Annotated in this window: 21 protein-coding genes, 1 tRNA gene and 1 riboswitch; of the genes, 4 read left to right on the top strand and 18 right to left on the bottom strand. The window is 49.8% G+C overall.

Annotated elements, in window-relative coordinates; translation table 11 throughout:
• Nucleotides 1–69: 69 nt before the first annotated feature.
• Nucleotides 70–188: riboswitch (SAM riboswitch) on the bottom strand.
• Nucleotides 189–379: 191 nt separating this feature from the next.
• Nucleotides 380–823: a hypothetical protein gene (locus VIS48_04535; GenBank protein ID HEY9165405.1), complete on the top strand. Its 444-nt coding sequence runs from the start codon at nucleotides 380–382 to the stop codon at nucleotides 821–823.
• 6 nt (nucleotides 824–829) lie between these two features.
• Here the strand turns inward: VIS48_04535 and VIS48_04530 are convergent, their stop codons facing one another.
• The 7 genes from VIS48_04530 to VIS48_04500 form a co-directional block, all read right to left on the bottom strand.
• Nucleotides 830–3,751, bottom strand: a complete 2,922-nt coding sequence (locus VIS48_04530) for a S8 family serine peptidase (protein HEY9165404.1) — start codon at nucleotides 3,749–3,751, stop codon at nucleotides 830–832.
• 109 nt (nucleotides 3,752–3,860) lie between these two features.
• Complete coding sequence (locus VIS48_04525; GenBank protein HEY9165403.1) at nucleotides 3,861–4,826, bottom strand: DUF6588 family protein; 966 nt, start codon at nucleotides 4,824–4,826, stop codon at nucleotides 3,861–3,863.
• 69 nt (nucleotides 4,827–4,895) lie between these two features.
• Entirely contained in the window at nucleotides 4,896–5,549 is a 654-nt protein-coding gene (locus VIS48_04520) for an adenylate kinase (protein ID HEY9165402.1), read from the bottom strand.
• The gene (rlmN, locus tag VIS48_04515; GenBank protein HEY9165401.1) at nucleotides 5,546–6,661 is read right to left on the bottom strand and encodes a 23S rRNA (adenine(2503)-C(2))-methyltransferase RlmN; all 1,116 of its coding nucleotides are present in this window, start codon (nucleotides 6,659–6,661) and stop codon (nucleotides 5,546–5,548) included. The genes VIS48_04520 and rlmN overlap by 4 nt, the downstream gene beginning before the upstream one ends.
• 26 nt (nucleotides 6,662–6,687) lie before the next feature.
• The gene (locus tag VIS48_04510; GenBank protein HEY9165400.1) at nucleotides 6,688–7,635 is read right to left on the bottom strand and encodes an ornithine cyclodeaminase family protein; all 948 of its coding nucleotides are present in this window, start codon (nucleotides 7,633–7,635) and stop codon (nucleotides 6,688–6,690) included.
• Nucleotides 7,635–8,642, bottom strand: a complete 1,008-nt coding sequence (locus VIS48_04505; GenBank protein HEY9165399.1) for a YpdA family putative bacillithiol disulfide reductase — start codon at nucleotides 8,640–8,642, stop codon at nucleotides 7,635–7,637. The genes VIS48_04510 and VIS48_04505 overlap by 1 nt, the downstream gene beginning before the upstream one ends.
• A gap of 182 nt (nucleotides 8,643–8,824) precedes the next feature.
• A tRNA-Thr gene (locus VIS48_04500) sits at nucleotides 8,825–8,896 on the bottom strand.
• A 144-nt stretch (nucleotides 8,897–9,040) separates the two neighbouring features.
• On the opposite strand from VIS48_04500, the gene rimO reads away from it, so the two are divergent.
• Genes rimO through VIS48_04485 form a run of 3 tightly spaced genes read left to right on the top strand, consistent with a single transcriptional unit; the run spans nucleotide 9,041 to nucleotide 13,745 of the window.
• Nucleotides 9,041–10,327, top strand: a complete 1,287-nt coding sequence (gene rimO / locus VIS48_04495; protein ID HEY9165398.1) for a 30S ribosomal protein S12 methylthiotransferase RimO — start codon at nucleotides 9,041–9,043, stop codon at nucleotides 10,325–10,327.
• Nucleotides 10,328–10,338: 11 nt separating this feature from the next.
• On the top strand, nucleotides 10,339–11,637 hold the full coding sequence (locus VIS48_04490) for a GWxTD domain-containing protein (GenBank protein ID HEY9165397.1): 1,299 nt from the start codon (nucleotides 10,339–10,341) through the stop codon (nucleotides 11,635–11,637).
• Entirely contained in the window at nucleotides 11,634–13,745 is a 2,112-nt protein-coding gene (locus VIS48_04485) for a glycoside hydrolase (GenBank protein HEY9165396.1), read from the top strand. Before VIS48_04490 ends, VIS48_04485 begins: the two co-directional genes overlap by 4 nt.
• On the opposite strand, the gene VIS48_04480 is transcribed toward VIS48_04485, so the two are convergent.
• The 11 genes from VIS48_04480 to VIS48_04430 form a co-directional block, all read right to left on the bottom strand.
• Entirely contained in the window at nucleotides 13,739–14,569 is an 831-nt protein-coding gene (locus VIS48_04480; protein HEY9165395.1) for a hypothetical protein, read from the bottom strand. The genes VIS48_04485 and VIS48_04480 overlap by 7 nt on opposite strands.
• 35 nt (nucleotides 14,570–14,604) lie before the next feature.
• Nucleotides 14,605–15,204 (bottom strand): sigma-70 family RNA polymerase sigma factor, encoded by a 600-nt coding sequence (locus tag VIS48_04475; GenBank protein ID HEY9165394.1) that lies wholly within the window; start codon nucleotides 15,202–15,204, stop codon nucleotides 14,605–14,607.
• Nucleotides 15,205–15,210: 6 nt separating this feature from the next.
• Nucleotides 15,211–16,539 (bottom strand): inositol-3-phosphate synthase, encoded by a 1,329-nt coding sequence (locus tag VIS48_04470; protein HEY9165393.1) that lies wholly within the window; start codon nucleotides 16,537–16,539, stop codon nucleotides 15,211–15,213.
• Nucleotides 16,520–17,203, bottom strand: a complete 684-nt coding sequence (locus tag VIS48_04465; GenBank protein HEY9165392.1) for a CDP-alcohol phosphatidyltransferase family protein — start codon at nucleotides 17,201–17,203, stop codon at nucleotides 16,520–16,522. The genes VIS48_04470 and VIS48_04465 overlap by 20 nt, the downstream gene beginning before the upstream one ends.
• Nucleotides 17,200–17,925, bottom strand: a complete 726-nt coding sequence (rsmI, locus tag VIS48_04460; protein HEY9165391.1) for a 16S rRNA (cytidine(1402)-2'-O)-methyltransferase — start codon at nucleotides 17,923–17,925, stop codon at nucleotides 17,200–17,202. The genes VIS48_04465 and rsmI overlap by 4 nt, the downstream gene beginning before the upstream one ends.
• Nucleotides 17,925–18,758, bottom strand: coding sequence for an NAD+ synthase (locus VIS48_04455; protein HEY9165390.1), 834 nt, complete (start codon nucleotides 18,756–18,758; stop codon nucleotides 17,925–17,927). The genes rsmI and VIS48_04455 overlap by 1 nt, the downstream gene beginning before the upstream one ends.
• A 105-nt stretch (nucleotides 18,759–18,863) precedes the next feature.
• Complete coding sequence (locus VIS48_04450) at nucleotides 18,864–21,362, bottom strand: YfhO family protein (GenBank protein HEY9165389.1); 2,499 nt, start codon at nucleotides 21,360–21,362, stop codon at nucleotides 18,864–18,866.
• Complete coding sequence (locus tag VIS48_04445; protein ID HEY9165388.1) at nucleotides 21,359–22,696, bottom strand: glycosyltransferase; 1,338 nt, start codon at nucleotides 22,694–22,696, stop codon at nucleotides 21,359–21,361. Before VIS48_04445 ends, VIS48_04450 begins: the two co-directional genes overlap by 4 nt.
• A gap of 71 nt (nucleotides 22,697–22,767) precedes the next feature.
• Entirely contained in the window at nucleotides 22,768–23,574 is an 807-nt protein-coding gene (locus VIS48_04440) for a class I SAM-dependent methyltransferase (protein ID HEY9165387.1), read from the bottom strand.
• The gene (locus VIS48_04435) at nucleotides 23,571–24,701 is read right to left on the bottom strand and encodes a glycosyltransferase (GenBank protein HEY9165386.1); all 1,131 of its coding nucleotides are present in this window, start codon (nucleotides 24,699–24,701) and stop codon (nucleotides 23,571–23,573) included. The genes VIS48_04440 and VIS48_04435 overlap by 4 nt, the downstream gene beginning before the upstream one ends.
• Nucleotides 24,698–25,831 (bottom strand): glycosyltransferase family 9 protein, encoded by a 1,134-nt coding sequence (locus VIS48_04430; GenBank protein ID HEY9165385.1) that lies wholly within the window; start codon nucleotides 25,829–25,831, stop codon nucleotides 24,698–24,700. The genes VIS48_04435 and VIS48_04430 overlap by 4 nt, the downstream gene beginning before the upstream one ends.
• Nucleotides 25,832–25,835 lie beyond the last annotated feature (4 nt).

The following is a 25,835-nucleotide window of genomic DNA, read 5'->3' as shown; positions in this document are numbered from 1 at the left end:
TTTTTCCTCTATATATGAAAAAACCTCTCCATGCATTTCAGAAAGATAGCAAGAAGAGGTTCTGATTCTGGCTCATCTTTCCCATGCAGAATATCATGGGCAGGAGTTAGCACCGGACTCCCCGCAATTGACGGGGACGGTTGCCAGGGTTTCGTCGGGCCTGATCCCTCCACCCTTCTCGATGAAGTTAAAATGATTTGTAAAGAACTAATTCAATATAATAATCTGGAAAGAAATGTCAAGTATAAATTAAATATTTTTTTCGCGAGACTTCATTTTGTTTTCGCGGAGCAAGGCGGAAAGTCGATTCCGTTTTGCAAGAGGTACGGCAGTTCGCTATCTTCTGTCCGTGAAGATGACAGCCTATCTCTCAGGAGGAATGGAGTATGCAGAAAATTACGGGGCTGATTGGAGATCGGGAATAGAGGAGTGGCTGAAAGAGTCTCTGGCTCACGAGTCGTTCAATCCCGTGAGGGCGAGCGAAGTGTTTCTCTCAACTGAACATCCCGGATTAGATTTCAGACTAAGCAAGCAAGAAGATCTGACGATTCACCGGAAGGTCGCGCGAGAAATCGTAAACCTGGATAGCCGGGAAATAATTCTGCGCAGCAATTACCTGATTTGTTTTTATGATGAAAGCGCGCAGCGCGGGGCAGGGACGAAGGGAGAACTTACGGTCGCGGCTTTATTCGGCAAGCCCGTCTATTTGGTGCTCGGTATGCCGGTTTCGAAAATACCGAGTTGGGTGATCGGGTGTGCCGATGATATTTTTTCCGACTTCGATTCGCTTAAGAAATTTCTGCTGGGTCGATTCCGCAAATAGTTAAACTCATTTTATTATGGCAATTTTGATCCGGTCGATGTAAGTCTGGGTTCCGGAAACCGCTTTCAGCTGGACGAAGTAAGCCCCGCTTGGCAGACTCTCAGAATTAAAAATGAAATTGCGAATGCCGGCCTCAACTTCTTGGTCTGCAATAGTTCTCACTTTCTGACCCAGGATGTTGAAGACTTCCAGCGTAATTCTCGACTTTGAGAAAACGTTTGCCTGGATTGTGGTGCTGGGGTTAAATGGATTTGGAAAGTTCTGGGCAAGTGAAGCTATCACCGGAATGGGCGGCGGAGTCACGACCTGAGTCGGCGTGCCATAGATTTCTCTTGCCACTACTACCGCGCGCTCGAGATCTTGCAGCGTATCCCCCGCTGCCAGGATGAAGACCAGCGCCGTATCTTGATTCGGTGGAATAACAACAGGGCCTGCCGATACGACCATCGACACATCGCTCGGACCCGCTTTCGGATCAAGTATACCTTCCGACATCGCCTGCCACTTATGGAGCTTCGTGAACCCCTGGTAGATTCCGTTGACAGGGTCCGCGTTATCTATTGCCGTGAAATTTGGACTCCCGCCCTGCAGTAAGGCGCAACCGGCAAATGTCCTTTGAGAGCGCGTCGTATCGTACGCGTAACCGAGTTGGTAAGATCTGTCATACGCCGCAATGTTATTCGCGCCATTGGTACCTACATCCCAATCGAGAAAGAGCCCGCCGAAGAAATTGTTGATCGGTGTGGGATTGAGATTGTGAATTGTGTATTTGAGGATGACAAAATTGCTTGTCGAATCCCTTTCAAACGCATAGGTGTGGAGAGTAACATGAATTCCCATCATATTTTTTAATGCGATGCTATCGCTGAAAACAGCAACACCTTCCTGATCCGCCGTTGGACCGGGTGACTGTACCGTCACCAACGCCGACGGTAGAAAATCGTTCGACTCCTCATTACCGGTGGAATCGCGGGCGACGTCCACTACGTTTGAGCTTGACTTCCCTGCCATGAACGCTCCCTCGAAGAGGACATTGTTAACGTCCGGCGAATAAATAAATCCTATGCCTTGTGAATTATCCGGATAATCGTTGAAGCCAATATTTCCTTTCGCCGTTATAGTTGTTAGGACATCGTTTGCCTTCAGCTGGTTGAAAAGAGGCTTCAGCAAGACAGCGAACACTTTGTAGTCACTATAGCTCCCGTCCCGAATCTCAATGAGAAATGTAGCTATGTGTCCGGCGGGTACACCATCCGCGACTTTGAAGCTCATGGGATTGCTGTTCAGACTCTTGCTAGCCAGTGTCTGAAGAGCCCCAATAGTCAAATTACTATTTACGACGGTGACATAGGGATCAGAGGAAGTCAGAGTGAGCTGGAGGTTTGTCGCAGGATTCAACAAGTCGGTGGCGGTCCCGAATACCTGGATAGTCTCGCCGTCAGTAAAATTGCCGTCGTTATTTCCAAACACCGAGTCGCTGCATACGATATTGTCTATCTTCACTGCGGGTGAAGAGACGGTGACGGCACGATACGCGTTTACGCGTCCGTAACCTAACATATGGACATAGCCGGTATTTGTATTTATTGTATCGATATTATCCGAGGTGACTCGAACCTGTTCAAGTATTTGCTCCGGTGTATAATGCGGGAATTTGCTCGCAACAAGGGCTGCTACCCCGGACGCACATGGCGTTGCCATCGATGTTCCACTCAGCTCTGCGTAGGTATTGGTACCCCAGGTCGACCAGATTGACATTCCTGGAGCCGAAACCGAGACATTGTAACTGTAATTTGTAAAATAAGTCTTTGAGTCTTGAGCGTCGGTTGCTGCAACAGAGAGCACATTGTCATAATAGGCAGGTGTCTGGAATTCCTGATTACCATCATTTCCTGCCGCCGCCACGACGAGAGCGCCCTCCGAAGTTGCATAGTTGATCACGTCCTGTTCGAACTGAGAATAACCGACGCCGCCCCAGCTGCAGTTTATTACTCTCGCGCCGTTGTCAGCCGCGTACGCAATCCCCTCAAAGCCATAGAGAATGTACGGTTCACCGGAGCTCGGATCTACCTGGTCGCCCTCTGCAACTTTAACCGCCATTATCTTGCAGTGCGGCGCCACGCCGGCGATACCTATGGAGTTATTCGAAACTGCGGCAGCGATACCCGCAACATGTGTTCCATGGTACGGTGCATCTTCCATGGGATTGTTGTCCGGGGCGCCGCTGCTCCCGCCGAAATCCCACCCAATAGAGTCAGCGACAAAGCCGTCAGCGTCACCGCTCCATCCGCTATTGATGTCCTTCCAATTGTGCCAGATGTTCGCGTACAAATCCGGATGCATCCAGTCCACTCCCGTGTCAACGATCCCTATTGCGACCGATGTGTCGCCCTGCGTAACGTCCCACGCCTGAAATGCCTGTATCAGCGGAAGCGCATACTGATCTGAGAGAAGTGAATCGTTTGGAGTGAATGTGACATCATTGATTTTGTAAATGTAGTGAGGTTCTGCGTACAAAATATCCGGGTTCTTCATTAAGGACTGAGACAGAAATGCCGGAGTAATTGAGCCGGAATAATGGATGATGTAAATATTATTCAAGAGCGCTGAGGACTTGTCCAATTTGATCCTCAGCATTTGGAGCATCGGCTTCATTGAAGCGAGATCGGCTTCCTTCAAGATCCTGCCCGGAAGCTCGGGCACGTTGTAGAGATCCTGCAGCGATTGTTGAACACCAGGCTTGAACTTGACTACCACGACTCCGGGAAGGGCAAGTTTTGCGGGATTTATTGTCGTGGTCCTCTCCTGCGGCGCAGATGCACGGTTGCCGCCATGCGCGTTGGCAAGAGCGCGTGCACACATGCAGGCGCTCGCAATGAGGACCGCAAAGACGACAAACGCGGCGCGGGAAAGAAGTCGAAGTCTCAAATGGTGCTCCTTTTAAATAAATCTAGATTCATTGTCTAGTCAAATCAACAAACAAAAAAGGCTGCAAGGTTTCATCAATCTTGCAGCCTGTGAGATTTATTACTCGAGACTAAATGGAAAAACCAACGCCCACAGTCGCCGAGCTGACTGCGCCAAGGTCATAATCGCCGTTTATTGTTAATGGGCCAAGTCCGAGGCTGAGTCCGGCCAGAACTCTAAAATGGTTCTTGCCTTTCATGTTGAATGATACCGGTATCGGAGTTGCACCTGGATTCGGAGTAAACGAATAAGTAAAATCGACGCTTGAACTTTCGTATTGAAGTCCGCCATAAATGGTGAGGATAGCAAACGTCTTGCTCACTTCAACGTTGGCCGCAAAAGCGGAAGTCTTCAGGAGGTTTCCACCCGTCGAGTCTTTGATTGAGAAATTCTGGATTCCGAGTTGCACTGCGACATCTACCGGCACCAGAGGAATATACTGACTGATGCTGTGTCTTATGGTGAAGCCGAAGAGTTGCAAAGAACCGTAGCTCGACAATTTGATCTTCGGAAGGAATCGTACCATGACGTCAGTTCCGAAGAGTGTCCCCAGTCCGAGTTGGGGAATCGGAAGAGGAGCGATGCTCGTGCTGACCAATCCGCCTATCGTTGGCTGAGTTGTCGTTGGAAGTAGTGCCTCATGTGGAGTGTAAGTGACAGACCCGGGAGTCTTGTCCCCAAAGATTGTCGGTCCCTGGGCGGTCACCGTGGCAGGATGAGCGGTAGTTACACCGCCGATCGTTATGTACTCGGTGTCCTCATAGCTGAGGGAGAAAGACTTGTCGGCACTCCCGACAAAAGCTGCGCCGACCTGTACGCCTATATAAAGGTGAAGTCCCAAGGGGAGCAAGCCGGTCATGGTCGCTCCATGGAAGAGACCGGAATTCATATCAACGCCAAACGAATTAACAAACGGGGCAACGTACGCTTGGGCGTACGGGGATGCCACTTTGCCCAGGCTGGAACCGAGATCCTGCGCGTTCGCAAAGCCAGCAAGCACGAAGACCACCATAACTGCGGAAATGGTTTTACGCATATTTCCTCCTTGATTTTATGAAGAACTTAGAGCCTGATGAAAATAACAAAAGTGCCCGTAATCAACAATTCAAATTTTGCGACTTCTTGAGACGGCTTCGTCCAGCCTTTTTGTCACATCATCTATTTCTCCGATGCCATCCACTTCGATAAGCATTTTCTTCTTTGAATAGAATTCTCTGACCGGTTTTGTCTGTTTTTGATAGACTTCGAATCGGCGCTCAATAGTCTCGCGTTTGTCGTCGTCACGCTGATAGAGCTCGCCGCCGCATTTCGGGCACTTCGGACCGGCAAGATGGTCCGCCTGCAGGTTAAATATCGATCCGCAGTTCCGGCAGACGCGCCTCGAAGTGAGCCTTTCCATCAACACATCCTTGTCGACTTCCATGATCACAACACTGTCGACTCGTATCCCCGATCTTGAGAAGACCTTGTCGAGCGCTTCAGCCTGGGGCAAGGTCCTTGGGAATCCGTCGAGCACGAATCCCTTCAGCGCATCTTTTTCTTTTAGCCTGTCCTCAATGATACCTATTACGACATCATCCGGGACGAGTTCCCCGCGATCCATGAATGATTTCGCTTTCTTCCCGAGTTCCGATCCCCGCGCGATGGCTTCTCTTAAAATGTCGCCGGTCGCGATATGGACAATATTATTTTTCCTCGACAGAATTTTCGCCTGCGTTCCCTTTCCGACGCCCGGCGGCCCGAACAGAATGATTATCATACATTCACCTTTGCGTATTTTTTCTTTCGATTGTTTTTTGCTGCAAGTTGACCGCAAGCGCCATCGATGTCTTCTCCTGCGTTCGATCTGACGAACACAGTTATCCCCGCTGACCTGAGGATGTCCGCAAATTCCTCAATTCGATCACTTGGTTTCAACCCGAGCGCTTCTGGATTTATCTGCAAACCGACTTTGCTCAAATGATCGAGCGGATGGTATCGAAGAAGATTTATCTTTAGCGGAATCGTGCGTGACAATTTTATGAGTCCAGCCGCATCCGATTTTTTGTCGTTCAACCCGTCAAAGAGAATGTACTCGAAAGTGACCCTGTCCCGCCTGCGTCGGGCGAATTCCGACACCGCAGGAATAAGCTTGTCCAACCCGTGCTTCCGGTTTATGGGCATTAACATGTCTCTAATTCCGTCGTCGAGACTGTGAAGTGAGACAGCCAACCTGAATTTTATTTTCTCATCCGCGGCGGCGGGCAGTTTGTCCACAATGCCGGCAGTTGATACGGTTATCGCTTTTGCTCTTATGTTGACCGACCTGTCATCGGTCAATATTCTTATCGCTCCGAGCACCGACTCCAGATTCAGAAGCGGTTCACCCATGCCCATGAAAACTACATTCGTAATCCGCTTCTTTGCGCGGCGTTGGGCAATGTAAACTTGCGACAGTATCTCACCGGCTGTTAGATTGCGCGAATATTTCATTGCACCGGTTGCACAAAACAGACAATCAAGAGGGCAACCGACCTGCGTGGAGACACAAACGGTCTCGCGAACCAGTCCTCCCTCTTCGGGGGATTTTTCTTTCGGGATCAGGACAGTCTCTATGTTGTTTCCATCTGAGAGTTGGATTAGGAACTTTATGGTTCCATCGGTCGGCGATTCCTCCGTGCGAACAACCTCCGGATGCCTAATCTCCGCGATGCTTTCAAGTTTCATCCTAAGCGATTTAGTGAAATCAGTAATCGTGCTGAAGTCATTAACGCCGCGTTGATATATCCACCCGAATATCTGCGCACCCCTGTAAGAAGGTTCTTCGATCGACGAGAAATATCTTTTCAGCTCGTCGACAGTCATGCCGAAGAGATTGACTTTAGATGACAATGAGGAAATTATTTCGTGGCTCGGGGTCATAAGTCGATTTGTCGTCCGGCCTTTTCCTCTGTGGCCCGCTGGTACAAGAATTTCGCAAGGGAAACGTCCCATGGTGCGATTCCCTGGGATTTGAAGATAGTAATTTCTTTTTCGCTGCTCCGCTTCGCATGTCCGTTGAAGAGATCCTGGAATTCTAGGATGTTGTTCCAATGAAGCTTGCCCTTCTCGGTGAGAGGAATAAAATCCCCGCACTCGAGTTTTCCCTGCTCGCGGCTGTCGATCACAATTACGCCCGCCCGCTCGACAGTCTTCTCGTCGAGTTCTCTCTTGATCAGCGTGTTTGCACCGATAGCATTGACATGACAGCCGACTCTCAAATAATCTCCGTTCAGGACCGGCGTAGCAGCGGAGGTGGCAGTTACGATCACATCAGCCTCAGCGACCTCGGTAACATCCTTTACCGCCTTCAGTGAAAGTCGGACCTCTTTCTGCATTTTTTCGCAGAATTCTTCGGCGTGGTCATGGTTTCTGCTGAACACCTTCGCTGCCTTGAACTCCCTGACTCGGGCAAGAGCCATCAGCTGAGTCTCGGCCTGATAACCCGATCCAATCAATCCAAGATATTCCACATTTTTCTTTGAAAGGACCCGCGTGGCCACACCGCTTGCGGCCCCGGTTCTTAGTTGACCCAGCTTGTCAGCCTCGATCACCGCGAGGAGTTTGCCCGAACTATTATCGAACAGGTAGACAAGGAATTTCGACTGGCCCCGAAAGCTTGTGTATGCCTTGTAACCGAAAACACCCTCCTTCTCAAGAGATGCCGGCATAAAATGAAGAAATCCGTTTTGCATGCGGAGTCTATTCCTGGGAGTGAATACCACCTCTCCAGCCGCCATCGATCTCCCGACGCTTTCAACTGCCGATAGCGCGTCATCAATTCCGACCAGCCGCGATACATCGTGCTCAGTTAGATGAAGCGGCATCAAATCACTCCGGAGTGAGCGCGCTCGCGCATTATCCCGGCAGCGATGAGTTTGCCGTGCTCTCTCCCGTTCTCTATGAATATTTTGTTGCAATCAAATCCAGCAACGATGGACCCCGCGACATAGATCCCACCGACATTTGTTTCAAGGGTGGACGGATCGTGGTGTGGAACACCCGTATTTGAATCAACCATTACGCCGAGTTGACCGAGAAATTCTACATTAGGATGGTACCCGGTTAGCAAATACACGAAATCGCTTTCCACCTCGAACTTCTCCCCACCCATCTCCGTGATAATCCTGTCCGATCTTATCGCGATGATTTTCGAATTGAAGTGCGTCCGGATCTCCCCTTTGCGGACCCGGTTCTCAATGTCCGGCAGGATCCAATACTTGACGCTCTTCCCGAACCAGTCCTGCCTGTGAATCAATATCACGTTGACCCCGTGTCTATAGAGGTCAAGCGCAGCTTCTACGGCGCTGTTCTTTCCGCCGACGATTACGACTCGCTGTCCATAGTGCCGACCCGGTTCGCCATAGTAATGCGAAACATTGGGGAGCTCTTCACCGGGCACCTTGAGCAAATTCGGATTGTCGTAGAATCCGGTTGCCACAACGACATTATCGGCGGATACAAAATCCGAGAGTGATGCGGAGTCTCGCATCATCTCCACGACGAATCGGCCTTCACGATTTCCGCGCGGTTCGACTGAGAGCGCCCGTGTATTGCCATTGAACTCAATTGAATGCGCCCTTGTGACTCTTGTGTAGTAGCTGACCGCCTCCGCCCGCGTCGGATGCGTAGCCGTCGAGATGAATGGTACGCCCGCGATTTCCAATAACTCAGCGGTTGAGAAGAATATCATTTCTGTCGGGAAATTTTGAATCGAATTTACAATCGCTCCCTTGTCAATTAGCAATACCGAGAGGCCCGTCTTTCCCGCCTCGACTGCGGCGGAGATCCCCGCCGGACCCGCACCGATGATTATTAAGTCGTACTTCTTCAATGAATCTTATCCATTTCTAAATTCGTGTGAGCAAGTTGTGATTCATACTCAGGGAACAACAAAATAGAGCAACTAATTCAACTTGGGTCATGTTCAGAACAACCTGGCAGGAGGAATTCAGATCAAAGACCGTTCCTTCACGCTCAGCCGCCACGGCGATAAAGGCTGCATTCGGAGAGGAGAGCTGAAGGTGGGATTTGAACCCACGACCTGCGGTTTACGAAACCGCTGCTCTACCGCTGAGCTACTTCAGCATAAATAACATTCTTACTTGAAGCTATGGACTAATATAATTTGCAGCGGCCGAAGTTTCAATTTTCAAATGTTTGAAGGGATTCGGCGCTCCATCCGCCTCTTTGCACCATTGGAATGAATTCAAGGCTACGGTAAATTGATGCATGAGGGAAAAGAAAATTCATCTTATAACGCTCGGCTGTCCGAAGAATCAAGTCGACAGCGAGGTCCTCGCTGCACAGCTGAAGGCGAACGGATTCGGGTTCGCAGCGAGTGCTAAGGACGCAGACATCGCCGTCATAAATACGTGCGGGTTCATCGATGCGGCAAAGCAGGAATCGATAGAGACGATTTTAAAGGTCACTCAGCAGAAGAATTCGGGCAGACTTAAGAAGGTAGTTGTTACCGGGTGCCTCGTTGAGCGCTATAAGAAAGAACTTCGGGAAGGAATGAATGAAGTCGACGCGTTTTACGGTACGAGAGAACTCGCAGACATTTTGGAGGAGCTCGGAGCTGAGTACAAATATGAAATGCTTGGCGACCGTGTGCTATCCACTCCTTCTCATTATGCGTATCTAAAGATTTCGGAAGGATGCGACAATCCGTGTTCGTTCTGTGCAATCCCCTCTATGCGCGGAGTGCACGTGTCGAAACCTGTGGAGCAGGTAATCCATGAGGCCGAGCTTCTCGCGGAAAAAGGTGTGAAAGAACTGATAGTTGTCGGGCAGGACACAACCTGCTACGGCCTGGATATCTATGGGAACCGCGAGTTGGCGGGACTTCTATCTAAACTTGATGCGGTTCCGGGGATCGAGTGGATAAGACTTATGTACGCTTACCCCTCGAAGTTTCCCGAAGAAGTACTCGATGTCATGAGTGCGAGCAAGAAGATCTGCAAGTACATCGACATTCCTATTCAGCATATTTGCGATCCGGTCCTGAAGTCCATGCGCCGGGGAATTACCAGGCGAAGACTTGAAGAATTACTGACCAGGATCCGGGAAAAAGTACCGGGGATCGCAATCCGGACCACCCTGATTGTCGGTTACCCTGCTGAAGGAGAGAAAGAATTTGAAGAGTTGTACAAGTTTGTGAACGAATTCAAGTTCGATAGGCTGGGTGCTTTCACCTATTCGGTCGAAGACGGGACGACTGCAGCGATACTCGGAGATCCGGTGCCTCAGGAAGAGAAGGAGAGGCGGCACGCGGCGATTATGGAAGCACAAAGGTCGATCATATGGAATCTGAACAAGGAGAAAATGGGAAAAAAGCTGAGAGTCCTGGTCGACAGGGAGAATAATGGTGAATTCATAGCACGTACGGAATTTGATGCCCCTGAGATCGATTCCGAAGTGGTGGTCGCACCCGGAGGAAACGCGAAGGTGGGAAGTTTCGTTGAAATGATTATAGACGACGCATACGAACACGATTTGTACGGCACCGCCGTCTAAGGAGGTGGATGATGTCCGTTAAGTGGTTAATCGCGCTTGTTCTTCTATCGACTGGGGTTTCAGCGCAAGTCGAGATGCAGTCCAACCAATCATACTCTCTTCCGCACTTCTATTTTGATGCGCTCAATTTCAGATCCGCTACAAGCGAGAGCAGGCTCGATTTCTATTTTCAGATCCCTTATAACGAGCTGCAATTCGTAAAGGAAGGAAATGAATTTTATTCCGCGTACGAGATTTTTCTTCAATTAACGGACAGCGACGGGAATCCGGTATTGTCGGAAAGCTGGAATGAGAAGGCTGTCGCTAAGAAGTTTGACGAAACCGTCGATCCGAATATATTCTCGTCCTCACAAAGACATTTTACCGTCAAACCTGGCTCGTACACCCTGCAGGTCGCAGTCACCGATTCGGAAACCAAGAAATCATATATGGCGCAACGTGCTTTTGTGGCACGAGATTTCTCAAGTGAACCGGAGTCGATGTCAGACATAATGCTGTTGAAGGGCTCATCGCAATCTGAGGGGAAACACGTCATCGTCCCGAATGTCGATGAGAACGTAATATCTCAGAAGAAATCGTTCCCAGTTTTCTATGAGATCTACTTTCAAAAGCCATCAGATTCGGTTCTCGCGGTCACGGAGATTTTCGGTCCGAAGAACTCTGTGGCCTACTCGAGCGGCGAATGGATGAAGGGTGCTGTCGGTGCCAATCAGGAATTTGCATCCATACCGAAGGACTCGCTCGCGATGGGCGCGTACAGGTTAAGCATCAGTCTCAAAAGATCTTCGAGTGAAGATGCCGAAGTGCTGGCGGCCGCAACGCGCTTCTTTACGATCCATTTCCCTGAGCTCCCCCTGACAATAACGGATCTCGACAAGGCGGCTGACGAAATGCTTTACGTCGCGAGAAGCAGGACGATCGACAGCATAAAATCTCCGCCTGACATTTTCGTTAAGGAAAAGAGATTCATCGAATTCTGGCAGAGATTCAATCCGAACCCCTCTTCGCATCAGAATCCTCCGATGGAAGTCTACTATGAACGAGTCGCATATGCCAACGCTCACTTCAGCCGCTACTTCCCTGGGTGGAAATCCGATATGGGCATGATATACATAATGTTCGGGCCGCCAAATAGTGTCGACAGGCATCCCTTCGAGATCGACAGCAAACCCTACGAGGTCTGGTACTACTACCAGAGGAATCGGACGTTTGAATTCCTGGACGACACGGGCTTCGGCGATTATCGTCTTCTTAACCCGCAGTGGGACAGCGAATCTCCACCCTACGGCCCCGACTTTTCCCCAAGGTGACCGGCGTCGATAAGCTGAAGGTAATCTTCATCTGGCATCATCACCAGCCTTATTACAAGACTGACGGCACGTACCTCATGCCGTGGGTTAGAATGCACGGCATCAAAGACTACTGGGACATGGTGAGAATCCTCGACGATTACCCGACAATCAGGCAGACGTTTAATTTTGCGCCGTCCCTCCTCGAACAAATCGAAGACTACCTGACGACGGGGGCAAAAGACTTAGCACTTCTCCTTTCGCAGAAGGACCCGGAGTCTTTTACTGATGAAGATAGAATAGAGGCGTTGAAGACTTTCTTCTTCGCGAACGAATCCCGCATGGTCCGCCGATACCAGAGATACGAGGAGCTCCTGGAGAAGCGAGGGCCGGTGAAGAATGAGCGGGATCTTTATTCATCGGCAAAGAGATTCACATCGCAGGATTTCCGCGATCTCCAGGTATGGTGGAACCTGGCATGGGTCGGCGAATACTCCCGATTTGACCCGCCGTTCAAGCAATATCTCGACAAGGGAAGGAATTTTTCGGAATCGGAAAAGAAGGATCTCCTCGACGCCCAGATGACAATTCTAAGAAGGATTGTCTCCCATCATCGGAAGGCGGCTCGTGACGGACAAATTGAAATTGCCATTTCACCGTTTTATCATCCAATATTACCTCTGCTCTGTGATACCGAAATAGCGAAAAGAGCGGACCCGGGAATCAATCTTCCGATTACACATTACAGGCACCCGGAAGACGCGAAGTACCAGATCGAATCAGCGTTGCGTTACGCAAAGAAGGTGTTCGGAAAAAATCCTGCGGGGATGTGGCCGAGCGAAGGTTCAGTGAGCGATGACGCCCTTGCCCTATTCGCAAAATCAGGGGTAGGCTGGGTCGCAACCGACGAAGGTATCCTCCGGAAGACTCTCGCAAATCAGGGACGCGCCTCCGCAGGCGAATTCGCGGAGAAGTACTTTGCTTACAGGTATCAGTCCGGAAAATCGGCAACAAATATTTTCTTCAGGGATCATACACTTTCAGATCTCATCGGCTTCGCTTATTCCCGATGGAGCCCTGACGATGCAGCGAGAGATTTCATTTCGCGCTTATTGAAGATCAGAGAAATGATATTGAATAAGGGTGGACCGGCATTACTGAAGTACGCGTCGGCGAATATCGTGCTTGATGGAGAAAATGCCTGGGAGTTTTATCAAAGTGACGGCAAAGACTTCTTGCGAACGCTCTACCATCTTTTCGAGCATGAGGACCGTCTTGAAACTGCTTTGCCTTCGAAAATGAAAGTGAAACCGGGAAACGTATTGAAGCACATCGAGCCCGGATCCTGGATAAACGGAAATTTCAACATCTGGATCGGACATCCGGAAGACAACAAAGCATGGGACCTGCTCCACGACGCGCGCGAGTCGTTCAGTAAGGCAGGAAAAAGGATATCGAAAAAAAAGAGAGAGCTGGCCTACAAGGAAATTATGATCGCCGAGGGTTCAGACTGGTGCTGGTGGTACGGTGATGAGCATAAGTCTGTGGAGTCTGTGAAGTTCGACGAACTCTTCAGGTACCATCTGAAACGAATGTATCTCCTGATCGGTGAGGAGCCTCCTAAAGTCCTGAACGATCCGATCAAACGCAAGCTCCCAGGTTTGGTCCAAACCGAGCCCAGCGGAATTATTACTCCCGATATCAATCGCCCCGATCGTCTCCAAGATTGGAAACAGGCCGGATCGATCGGTCACGAGGATGACAGCGGATCCATGCAGCGTTCAGGGTTGACGATTCGGCGATTGATGTTCGGGAACGATCAACAAAGTATTTATCTCAGGATTGAACCTTCAAGAGAATTGGCTTCCGAAAAAATTATTGTAGATTTCTATTCACCGTGGAGATTGAAATTTGAGGTGGGCAGGGACCCTGTTTTCAGATGCGAAGCCTACGAGCCGGGGAAACGCATTACTCTGAGCTGTAATATGAACAAGAACATCGCAATCGCACTCAACTGCGGCGAGATGAGTTCTGCTGAGGCATCGTTCTCTTTAGTGGTACTTGAGGGGAAGGATCAGATCGACAGCTTGCCACAGCAAGGAGTCGCTAAGTTCAAATTATTTCAGTAGCTCTTGATATTTACTCCGCCCATTCCGGATTCAATCATGATATGAAGGTAGGGACCGGTTGTCATCTTTGATCGATAGACACCGCCGCCCTCCGAATAGAATCCCGCCACATCGACGCCCGTCAGAAAACTCTCAGGAGTCGTGATGGTAGTATTGATATCCGATGGGATTGAAATATCTACCGATCCGAGACCCGTCTTTATTCTTACATCGCAGTCAGTCGTGAACTTTCCGCCGAAATCGACCTTGATCGAACCGATCCCGCCCTCGAGGTCGATCGACTTTGCGCGTGCGTTGGCGAAGTCATTGACGGAGATGCTCGAGATACCCGCTTTTATCGTGACCTTCTCGCATTGAATTTGGTTCGGGGTGGAGAAGTTAAGAGAGAAACTGCACACTCCGGTGGAAAACGCCGCGTCGGTGACTTTCATTCCACCGAGGTCGACATTGGCGTCGCACACCCCAAAATTTGCAGTCATCGACATCGGGACAGATTGTGACAGCTCAAGATTCACTGAGTCTTTCGTATTGTGGAAACGCCAGAAGGAATAATCGTCATCCCCTTTGTTGTTCGACAAACGGAAAGTTCCCTCATCACCGTCCACATCGTAGCTCAAGCGCGGCACTTTCTCCTCCTCTGAGTACGAATAGAAAATCTTGAATGCTTTTGACGGATCATTGCTCTTTCTCAGTCCGAGGTCTACCGCTCCGAGCTTTAAAATCACGGTAATGTGTTTGGCACCGCGCAGGTCCTCATCCGTTTTGAGATTTCTTTGAGCTAGTGCGGTTGATGCCACCAGTAGTACTGCTATTAGAGTCTTCACCTTAATTGTCAATACGGTTCGGAGCTCATTTTGTTTCAGTAATGCCTTATCCTGTCTTTCAGAAATTTGTACATCATTTCACGCGCGCGAAAGAGTTGGACCTTGATTGTGTTTACGGGAAGCCCGGTCTTCTTGGCGATTTCCTCATAACTAAGCTCATCTTGATGCCTTAGGACGATCACTTCACGGTATTTCTTCGGCAATGATTCGATGGCTTGTCTAATAAGCTTCGACTTCTGTTCGCGTAGCATGTTAAGATCAGGTTCGTAGGTGGAGTCCGGAATCTCATACTCCATTTCGCCATCATCGGTTCTGATTTGTTCGTCTATGGAGTACACCCTGAGCCGCTTCTTCCTGATGTAATCGATGCAGTGGTTATTCGTGATCTTGAATAGCCACGAGGCAAACTGGTGTTCGTAGTCAAAATCCCCCAGGTGCTGGAACGCCTTTATGAATACTTCCTGAGTAAGATCTTCGATCTGACTTCTGTCCTTGACAAGCTTATATACTATCTGAGCGACGGGATTCCTGTATCTTCTGATCAGCGCCTTGAAAGCTTTCTCGTCGCCGGCAATTGCCTCTCGTACGAGAACGGCGTCCTCTTCAGCTCGTTTGTGGCGCTCTTCTTCTTTCATTCGCTCTTACTTGTAATACTCAACACCAAGATGCGTAATCAATTCCTCTCCCATCAGATATCGCAGAAAATTCTTCAGCTTGGTGAGCTGTATGAAAAGGTCGTGTTCGGGATAGAGCTCGGGTGCACACATCGGACTCTTGAAATAAAACGAGAGCCACTCCTGTATCCCGGAAAGTCCTGCGCGCTTCGCAAGATCGAGGAAGAGAATCAGATCGAGTAGAACGGGAGCTGCGAGAATCGAATCACGGCAAAGGAAATTCACTTTGATCTGCATTGGGTATCCAAGCCAGCCAAAGATATCTATGTTATCCCAGCTTTCCTTGTCGTCTCCGCGAGGCGGGTAATAGTTGATCCTGACTTTGTGATAATAGTTCGAATAGAGCTGCGGGTATAGCTGCGGCTGAAGGATATGCTCCAAAACGGACAGCTTGCTTTTTTCTTTTGTCTTGAATGAACCGGGCTCGTCGAGGACCTCACCGTCCTGGTTGCCGAGAATGTTCGCGGAGAACCAGCCGTTCAGTCCGAGCATCCTTGCCTTGAGCATCGGCGCTATTACGGTCTTGAGGAGAGTCTGGCCGGTTTTGAAATCCTTTCCTGCTATCGGCACTCCGCTTTTTTTTGACAGCTCAATCATTGCAGGAACATCCACCGTAAGATTTGGAGCACCATTCGCAAACGGGATCCCTTCCGACAAGGCGGCATAAGCATAGAGCATGCTCGGTGGTATAGAGGGGTCGTTGTCAGCAAGGGCTCGCTCGAAACTTTTCAAAGTCTGATGCGCCCTCCCTTGCTCGATGTAGGTCTCGGTGCTCCCACACCACACCATTACTCCTCTTTGAGAGTTGTGCTTTTTCATCGTGGCTCTGATATCCTCGCGAAGCAACCGGACCTGTTCCTTTTTCGAGCGAGTATTCTTGATCACCTTCGGACGCAATCGCTTCACGTAGTCCTGCTCGAAAACCCCGGGCATGATCTCAACACTTTGCAAAAATGGCTTGACTATCGAAAGGTCCGCTTGGTTGAGCACACCCGCTTTCTTTGCTGCTTCGTAGGCGCTACCGCCGAATATGTCCCAACCGGCAAACACCAGGTCGCTTACTTCCGCGAGAGGAACAAATTCTTTTAACCTGGGACTGCGGTTCTCGGTCCTTTTTCCGAGCCGGGCCGTACCTAGCTGAGTAAGGGAGCCGACCGGTTGTCTGAGACCTTTTCTCACGAGATCTACTCCAGCCATTAGTGTTGTCGAAACGGCCCCGATTCCCGGTAGGAATACAGTCAGAGGTCCTTCGGGCCTGATAATTTTTTTCCGGCGACTAAGACTGAGCTTTTTCATTTTTGAATTGCCTGTAGACATAGAACAACCTTTGAACTGCAGTGATATTTGTTAGTAATGCCAGGAGGACAATGGAGACCGCAAGCAAGAATGGAGGATGCTGAAAACCCTTTCCCAGTGCGTTGTCGATTAATGGTCGGAAAATGCGCTCAAAGAAATCGTCAAACACATTCAGGACGAGTCCTGCGCCGAGTATGACAACTCTTTCCTGCCTTCGCGCGAGCCCGACATTTGCCTTGAAGCCAAGGGTTTCAGCGCGAGCTCTGATATAACTCACCATTATCGATCCGCCGATCGCGAAAAACGCGGCAATCGAGGTGAGATAGAAATGATGTCCGACCAAATAAAATCCTAGTCCAAAGAATACCGTGACTTCAGAGTACCTGTCGATCGTGGAGTCGTAAACCGCTCCGTATCTTGTCACCCTTCCGGTTTTTCTGGCCACCGCGCCATCGATCGTGTCGAAGAGTCCGCTTATCAAAACCAGTATTCCGCCGATTTCCAGCTCGCCCACCGCAATCTCGCGGGCGGCATAAATGCTCATCAGAAATCCCAAAGTTGTCAGCCAATTCGGGTTCGCGTTCCGTGCCCCCAGCCACCTCGCCAGCGGTTCGAGTATCGCCTTGAATTTTGTTTCGAGCCATTCGGGAATCAGACTGATCAATTATCCGCCCCCTCGATCATAACCACGAATTCTCCCCGCACTTCCGACGGTCTGATAAGTTCGCGCATCTCCGAAATTTTTCCCCTGTAAAAAGACTCATGAATTTTCGTGACCTCGCGGGCGATAACGCATCTCCTGTCTCCAAAGTGCTCGAGGAGTTCTCCGAGAGTTTTCACGATTCGATGAGGGGACTCGTAGAAGACCACGGTCCTGGCTTCTTTTGAAAGCAGGGCCAGCTTCTTTTGTCTCCCCTTCTTGAGAGGAAGAAAGCCTTCGAAAACAAACCGGTCAGTTCTCAGTCCGCTCGACGAGAGTGCCGCGATAAAGGCCGCGGGACCGGGCAAAGGTGTTACCTTGATTCCAGCTGCGACGGCGTCGCGTACGAGAACATATCCAGGATCCGAGATACCCGGAGTACCGGCATCTGTGATTAATGCCGCGGATTCTCCGCCCAATATCCTTCCGACTATTTCCGAAGATCGGCCGGCACCGCTTCGCGAATGGAAGCTCAACATAGGCTTTGAGATTCCATAGTGCTTCAAGAGTACCGAGCTCGTTCGTGTATCCTCGGCGGCGATGAAGTTGACGGACTTGAGCGCCTCCAGCGCCCGTAAAGTGATGTCTGATAAATTTCCGATGGGTGTGGCAACAATCAGAAGCTTGCCGGGGTTATTTCGAGTTTCGTGAGATGGTCCGGCCAGATCGGACCTGGGTTCTGACACTACGCTCCCCAGTCTCTCAAGTACCTGAAATCCACGTTGATAGTCCTGTGGCCGACCTTCGCGATGATCGGCGGCCTCCGCTTGAATTGACTCCGAACAATCATACGATGAAGACTCTTCACCATCTCTGCCGGGTGACCAAGTGAAGTGACTTCTTCCACACTCATCTTTTGATCGACAAGCAGATAGAGAACCTCGTCAATCTGCCGGTATGAATACCCGAGTTCAGCCTCATCGGTCTGTCCTACCCAGAGATCAGCAGTCGGCTTCTTCTTTACGATTGAGTCGGGAACCCCGACAAACCCGGCCAACTGCCAGACCTGAGTCTTGTAAAGGTCACCGATCGGGTTTATGGCATGTGCCATGTCGCCGAACAGCGTTCCGTAGCCAAGGAGCAGCTCCGTCTTGTTGCTAGTCCCGAGTACGAGGGATTTGTCACGCGCTGAAATATCATAAAGAGCAATCATTCGTATCCGCGAGAATATATTTCCCTTGCGGACATTTCCCAGCCCGGGCTCCCTGGCGATTATTTTGTCAGCGGCCTCGCTTATATCGAATGTTTCAGTCTTTAATCCAAATTTGCTCGCGAGCAGATTCGCATCGGATGCACTTTCCTTGGAAGATGTCCTGTACGGCAGTATCACACAGAGCACGTTTGCCTTTCCGATCGCTTCTGCAGCGAGCACAGCCGATAGAGCTGAATCTACGCCGCCGGAAAGACCAACCACAACTCTCTTAAATCCGGCCTTTTCGACCTCCTCGCGAATGAATCGCACCAGCAGATCCTTCACGAGTGCCGAATTGATCTTCAGATCCTTTACCTGGGTTTCCATGCAATCAAAAATTAAGAAACGGCAGCCCGTTAATCAACGAGGACACGAATCGTGACCCGACTGACGACTTCAAGCCGCACGCGAGCATTGCGTCACTTTTCGAAGTCACGCGGCCGCGGCCGGTTCAACCCTCTTACGCCTCTTTGCGATGACGCCGGGCAAAGTCGACACCAGGAGAAGTATGACCAACCCGTTCGATGCCAGCGTGAGACCTCGACCGAGTGAATACATCCTCGGCTCAAATTTCAGTTCTATTTCATGATTTCCTTTAGGAACCAACAATGCACGGAGGAAGTAGTCTGCCTTATAAATTTGCGCTGGATGGCCATCTATATAAGCTTTCCAACCGGCCGGATAGTAGACATCGCTAAGGAGGAGAAGATTGTTACCAGATGTTGTTGCTTCCATCTTCATCGACTGGAGTTCGTAATCCGTAAACGTGACCCGGCAACCCGTGTCCGTTGGATCGACTTTCAAGCCGGGATCCTTCTCGAACATGACTGTCTTGCCTGGATCGAACGCACCCGTGCGAATAGAATTTAGAATAACCAAACCGGATTCGACTCGATAATTATCCACAAAGAACGCTCGCGGCAGCGTGTTGTCGTTCTCCTCTACGATTCTCGACCCCTTGAAAACAATTTTCCCGAGCGACGGGTCGGGTTTATCCATTATGACATACTTGATTCCAAGGAGTCGCATCAAATTAGGATTTGTCAGGCCGACTACATCGATCATATCCTGGTACACTCTCAATTTCGCGCCGGAATAACCGTTCGCGCCCTGCACAAGATAGGTCGCAAGCTCCAACGATGTGGCGGGCTGACCCCTGTCCAGAAGAAGCGTTCGGCAAAGGCTGCTGTCGCTCTTCACAAACTGGATATAATCGGGCGTAACGAATTGCTCCTGTTGAGTCTTGCGATCGTAAAGCTGCATCGGCAGGTAATCCACCCGCCACAAATCAATTATAAGAAGCAGCGACAGGATACCACCACCGATCAGGGCAGTGATCTTTCTGTTAATGAAAAAGTAAATCGTGCCGCAGGTAATAAGACATATTATCAGCGACGCATATAAATCGCCCGACATGTTGTTAAACAAGAGCGTGAAGAGCGCATCCTGGACCTGTTTACCCTGCGATTGAATGACCCCTCTGTAGTAATCCTGGAGGGCGCCCTGAAGGAGGAGAGCCAGCAAGATCAAGACGCCGAAAACAATTGTCGATGTCATCATACGTTTCGCCAAAGCAGAATCAGAGTTCTCGCGAGCTTTGGCCACTGCATCGACACCGAATGCTGCCAGCACCGGTACGAATATCTGTACCAGGACAAGAATCATGTTCGGTGATCTGAACTTGTTAAAGTACGGGAAGTAGTTGAACATCAGGTCGTACAGTACCGGAAACTCACGACCGAACGAAATGAGGAGCGAGATAAAGATGATGACCAGGCTGGCGATTACCAGTGGATTCTTCCTGTTCCTCCAGAATCCGATCACGGCAAACAGCAGGACGATCACGCCCATGTACGGCGACGCAACCATGAATGGTTCGGGACCAAAATAAGTATTGGGATGAACCTCCTGGTTGTTCGACAGCGGGCCGTTGTACGTGATGTCGCCGAAACCGTAAAACGACGGCACGAAGAAAATCGCCATCTCTTCGGGGGCGAAGGACCAGTTCGTCGCGTACTGATAGTCGAGCCCGCCGCCCGTTTGAGTTTTGTCTTCGGCCGTCTGAACAATCGGAGACGAGCCGCGTATCGAGTACTTACTGTACTCATAGGTAGAAAAATAGAGATCGGATGACATGAGAAGGGCAATGACGCTGGCAATAACCAACACGCCCGCAGATCGAAGCGTACCAACGACCTTTTCCTTCTTGACAAGATTCCTGACAAACATGTAAATCAAATAGATTCCGATTGCAAAGTAAGAATAGAAGATCATTTGTATATGGGTGGACTGAAATTCAAGATGGAGTGCGACAGCCAGCGCTACAACGTAAATCCATCTGAAGCGCCGACCGAGTTCAATGACCAGGAGAAAGATGAACGGGAAGAAGGCGATGGCGGCAATCTTTGTGTTGTGCCCTACCATTATCCAGTTGATTATAAATGTCGAAAATATCGCCGCAGTTGCGCCGAAGAACGCCGCAAACTTTGTGAGGTTGAATCGCCTTAACAGCCAAAACATTCCAATCCCGAAAAGAAAATAGTAAACCAACACCCAGCCGATGTCCGGATTAATCAGTGCGTATGATAATGCGCGATCAAGATCTAACCACGCGTCGAGCACAAAGTCATACCATCGGGCTCCTGTCGTCAGCAAGCTGGCAAAAGACGGCATGCCGCTGAATGCGTAAGGGATCCAGAGCGGAAAAACTCCTTCGTGCTTTGCCTGATTGACAAACGGATCAAGTCCCTGCGAGGCGTTAATGTCCGGCGCGATGAAAACCTTGTTTCCGAAAATTCCCTTATTCAAAAAAACCACGAGGAGTACCAGGAGCAGCAATATGAGTACGGGCGTTTCATATTTGGTCGGAATGAGTTGTTTATCCTCTACCACTCGTTTTGAGGCTTTCTGTTTTCCAGATTGCTTGCTCATTGGTTTCTCTCTAGGATTTTTGTGAACAAAAGTGCAAGTTTGCGCGTCGCTTCCTTCCGGTCGTATGCCATGATCGCTTCTCCCACCGGCTTGAAATCTCCGCCATATCCCGGACCTCCTTCTCTGTCGCCGATGAAACGCAAATAAAATGCCATTATCGCCGACATTGCCGCGTCGAGGTCGCCCGGTCCAACGACTATCCCGCTCCCGGTGCTTCTTATGATCCTCGCCGCTGCCCCATCAGGGGCAAATGCAATTATTGGATTTCGCGATCCAATATATTCAAACACTTTACCCGGAACAATTTCCCGGCTGAGCGGAGACTCATCGACGATCAGGGCGAGCAGGTCCGATCGTAGAAGGAGCCGGATGCTTTCTTCATGAGGAACATATTCCTTCACTTCGATCATGCCTCGGAGTTCCGGATGCTCGAACATCTCCCTTACCTCTGCTCCAAACCTGCCGGCGAATACAAGTCTCAGCTTGTCGGTTTGAATCCTGCCTTCGTTCTTGAGCCGGGTTATCGCGTCAAGGAGAAGGCGCGGGTTTCTCTTACCGTACAATGAGCCGGTATAAGTGATTGTGAATGCCTTGTTCTTTGTCTTCTCGATTGCCGGATAATCTTCAGAGTCGAAGCCGTTAGGTATGTATTCCAGTTTCGACTTATCGAGATCGGGATATTTATTCTGAAGATCTGTTCCGATTCCCTCCCAGGCCACGTCTACACTCTTGGCATTTGAAATCGAATTCCGTTCCATACGCCGGTCGATGGCCGCAGGAATGAACCACCGCTTTGGTGCAGATATAAATCCTGTCCACGGATCACGTAATCCCATCACCCAGGGAATGCCGGTCTTCGCCTGGAGCTTGCCCGCAATCACGGCTGAAGTGTATGGAGGGGAGCTGGAATACAGAATGTCAATCTTCTCCTTCTTGACGATGTCGAGCCCTTTTCGCAGAGCGTAAGGGTACCATCCAATTCGCGCATCGGGTATGAAGAAAGTCGAGCGGATGAATTCTGAAATCTTCTCCGCGATTCCCCTCTTTTTCCCCGATGGAATATTCTCAACATCCACTGCGGCACCCCTCTTTTTCCCGGTCAGTTTTCTGTAGATACCGTAGGGTTCGAAGATCTTTGTTCGGTATACTTTGGCTCCTTCAGGAATTGATTTCAGGAGTGACTCGTCTACAGCCGGGAAATCACCATCCGCGACGGTGAGTACAGACGGTTCATAACCAAATGACGGCAGATATTTCACAAACTTTAATACCCGCTGAACTCCCGGCCCGCCCGAAGGAGGAAAATAATATGACACAATGAGAACTTTCTTCATCGACTTTCTGGATGAAACTTCATCTAAACTCAAGAACGGAGAAAATATGAATTGGGTGTCTGCATTCCCAGTTATCCGCCTTTACGCGCAATGACAAGGAGTCCACTCCCCTTTTCAGGAGGGAAGTAATAGTCGAATGTCATGAACACGAGTGCGAATGGAAAAACGAGAATGTAATAAAACGGAAGAACCAGCATAAATCCGAAACTCCTGTTCAGTAGACGAACCGGGATCCTCACTGCCAGATTCCAGTACCATGACCCTATCTTCCCGTAAGTGTATCGGATAGACTCGATTTTGAAGCCGGCTGATTCGAGCTTCGACGTGATATCGCTCTCGGTGTACCCGTCCCTGTAGTGCTCATCGATGAAAGAATGCTCCCCTTCTTCGTGAACGTTCGATCCTCCAAAGTTGCTTGGCGTGGAGATCAGGACTTTTCCACCAGCCGAAAGGAGCCTGAAGAAATTCGTGAACACCTGCAAGTCGTTCTTGATATGCTCCATCACATCGACGGAAATTACCAGGTCGAATTTTCGGTCGATCTCGAGTTTTTCAAGATCCCCCTGTTGAAATGAAAGTCGGGCGATCCGCATCGCTCCGGCAAATTTGTTGCACTTCTCCACCTCGTCCCCGTTAATATCCACTCCGAGTACTTCGGCGTCCGAATTCTTTGCAACATAATATGAGTATTGACCGAATCCACTTCCCGCGTCGAGTATGGTTCGCGGCTTCAATTCACGCATGGTCTTCCGCAGCCCGCGTTTCACATGCCATTCGCGAAGGAAGATTATTCCAAGGAGGGCATAGAGAGCGCGTCTCAAGAACGTACTATCTCCGATGATTGAGCTTAGTTTGTCTTTTATTGGCTCGTATTTCAATTGCTTCTTTCCGCGAGGTCTTCGATGGCACCCACAAGATTATCCCATGAAAATTTTTTCTTCTGTTCGCGCACGCCTGCTGAAAACCTTGAGCCGAGATCCTCTCGAAAGAACCTGACGATTCCGTTCGCGAGATCGTCCGCCGACGCGGGCTTGACGACAAGTCCGGTGACTCCGTCGAGAACTATTTCCGCCAGTCCGCCGACATCCGTCGTGATGACCGGCCTGTCAAAGTTATATGCGATTTGCGCGATCCCGCTTTGAGTGGCATTGATGTAAGGAAGGATGACTACGTCGGCCGCCGAGAAATAGACCGCCACTTTCTCATTCGGGACATAATCGCCGACCACAATGACCTCTTCATTTAATTTTAAGCTCCCGATTTGATTTCGATAAGCGGTCTCATCGTCGTAAAATTCTCCAACCACAAGCAATTTATACCTGATCTTTTCCAAAGCCTTGCGCGTGGCGTCCAGAAGTACGTTCAACCCCTTGTATTTCCTGATGTATCCAAAAAAGAGTGCAATCTTTTCATTCTCAGCAATTCCAAGTTGTCTTCTTGCTTCGTCTCTGTCGATCGGCTTGCCAAATATTTCATAAACCGGATGAGGGACAAATCTGTATTTGGGATGCTTTGCCAACGCAAGCAGGTCCCTCTCCACCGCCTTTGACTGCACAATGAAATAGTCGGCGATTTTAAAGAACCATCGAGTGAGAACTTTGTCAACCGGCGTTTTCTCATGAGGGAGAACGTTGTCGCAAATCAAAAGGACTTTGCATCCGGTTCTCCTCTTTGCAACTCTTGCCGCCACGCCGAACGCCGGCGCGAAGAACGGCATCCAGTATTTGAATATCACAAGGTCGGGCTGAAACCTGGCCGCGACGCGCCCCGCCTTAAACCAGGTCAGCGGATTAAGTGTGTCAATGATCTGGACCGCAGGAACCTTGTAAGCGTCTTCTCCGGCTTCCTCCTGGGATTTTCCTGGAAAAAGAAAACGGGGGTACTGCCTCTTAAACGTCACGACTGAGACTTTATGCCGGAGCGAAAGATGTTTATAAAGCAGCGCGACATAATGTGCGATTCCACCGCGCAGCGGGTAAGCAGTACTTATTATTACAATTCTCATTTCGCGGAAGGCACCGCGGGCTGTGACTCCCACACCTCCGAAACAGCCTGAAGGACTTTTTGCGGCGACAGGTGATCCAGGCAGAAGTAATCCTTGTTAGTGCATTTAGGCAGGAAGAAACACTTACATTCCTTCTCCGGCTCGACAATTTTCCCGAGACCGTAAAGCTCGAATTCATATTTGTTGAAAATATTGTTTATGAGAACGACTTTCTTGTTCAAGCCGATTGCTATATGGAGTCCCATGGTGACTCCCGTTACTACTAGGTCAACCTGGTCGACGAGATTGATGAATTGTTTCAAAGGGAAGAAGCCCGGGTAAAGTGCGCCGCTTGACGCGGCTACAGATTTGTTGCGTTCGTTCTCCTGCTCACCTCCGAGCAAAACCACTCCAAAGCCCTTCGAGATCAGTTCCGATGCTACTCGCGACCAATTCTCTTCGCTCCACAGCCTGCTGGTCCATCTTCCGCCGCAGCCCGTGTTAAGTCCTATAAGAGGATGAGCCAAACCCAGTTCCCATTTGTAGCCGTCCGAATCAAAGTTTGACAGCCAGTATTTTTCCCCCGCAAACGTAAGCCCGCACATCTCGAACGTTTCCTGGAGATAATTTTTCCTGTTTGCCTTGTTGAGATCGTCGAACAATCCTGTCAAGTACTTATGATCGGAAAGCCCGTCGATGGGAATAGTTTTTCCATCTCGCAGCACGAAGCCCCGCTTGACGCGCGCCTTGACTTTCAATGCGAGAGCGGCCGCCTCGTAGTCTTTGTCAAGCGAAAAGAGGTAGTCAAACTCAGTTTCCTCGATCTGGAGGATTGACGACACGTCGAACTTCAATTTGCGGTCTACTTCATCCGGGAGGAAATCTGGAGCATGGGTGAGCCACCATATCTCTGCCTGCGGATGAAGCGCCTTCAATTTCCTGACTAACGGCGTAGTCCTTATTACATCACCGAGGGCACCGAGTTTGATTATTAGTATTCGCTCCCTGATCGGCTGGTAGTAGTCACAGTTGCTGCAATGTACACCGTAAAGCTTATTGGGCTTGCAAGGGACGTATCCGCGGAAAAAGCGGCAGTCGGTTTTGACAACCTCTCCACCGAAAACCCCGTTTCGGGTTTCGTTCGACGACATTACT

The organism is Candidatus Kryptoniota bacterium, assembly GCA_036567965.1.
Taxonomy (GTDB): Bacteria; Bacteroidota; Ignavibacteria; order Kryptoniales; family JAKASW01; genus JAKASW01.
The sequence above is the reverse complement of the archived record's forward strand: the minus strand, read 5'-3'. Positions and strand labels throughout refer to the sequence as shown.

Excerpts from the sequence above, each read along its gene's own strand:
- VIS48_04525 (HEY9165403.1), bottom strand. The coding sequence starts at position 4,826 with ATGCGTAAAACCATTTCCGCAGTTATGGTGGTCTTCGTGCTTGCTGGC.
- VIS48_04475 (HEY9165394.1), bottom strand. The coding sequence starts at position 15,204 with ATGAAAGAAGAAGAGCGCCACAAACGAGCTGAAGAGGACGCCGTTCTC.
- VIS48_04510 (HEY9165400.1), bottom strand. The coding sequence starts at position 7,635 with ATGCCGCTTCATCTAACTGAGCACGATGTATCGCGGCTGGTCGGAATT.
- VIS48_04520 (HEY9165402.1), bottom strand. The coding sequence starts at position 5,549 with ATGATAATCATTCTGTTCGGGCCGCCGGGCGTCGGAAAGGGAACGCAG.
- VIS48_04535 (HEY9165405.1), top strand. The coding sequence starts at position 380 with ATGGAGTATGCAGAAAATTACGGGGCTGATTGGAGATCGGGAATAGAG.
- VIS48_04455 (HEY9165390.1), bottom strand. The coding sequence starts at position 18,758 with ATGGAAACCCAGGTAAAGGATCTGAAGATCAATTCGGCACTCGTGAAG.
- VIS48_04430 (HEY9165385.1), bottom strand. The coding sequence starts at position 25,831 with ATGTCGTCGAACGAAACCCGAAACGGGGTTTTCGGTGGAGAGGTTGTC.
- VIS48_04470 (HEY9165393.1), bottom strand. The coding sequence starts at position 16,539 with ATGAAAAAGCTCAGTCTTAGTCGCCGGAAAAAAATTATCAGGCCCGAA.
- VIS48_04490 (HEY9165397.1), top strand. The coding sequence starts at position 10,339 with ATGTCCGTTAAGTGGTTAATCGCGCTTGTTCTTCTATCGACTGGGGTT.
- VIS48_04450 (HEY9165389.1), bottom strand. The coding sequence starts at position 21,362 with ATGAGCAAGCAATCTGGAAAACAGAAAGCCTCAAAACGAGTGGTAGAG.
- VIS48_04445 (HEY9165388.1), bottom strand. The coding sequence starts at position 22,696 with ATGAAGAAAGTTCTCATTGTGTCATATTATTTTCCTCCTTCGGGCGGG.
- rimO (HEY9165398.1), top strand. The coding sequence starts at position 9,041 with ATGAGGGAAAAGAAAATTCATCTTATAACGCTCGGCTGTCCGAAGAAT.
- VIS48_04435 (HEY9165386.1), bottom strand. The coding sequence starts at position 24,701 with ATGAGAATTGTAATAATAAGTACTGCTTACCCGCTGCGCGGTGGAATC.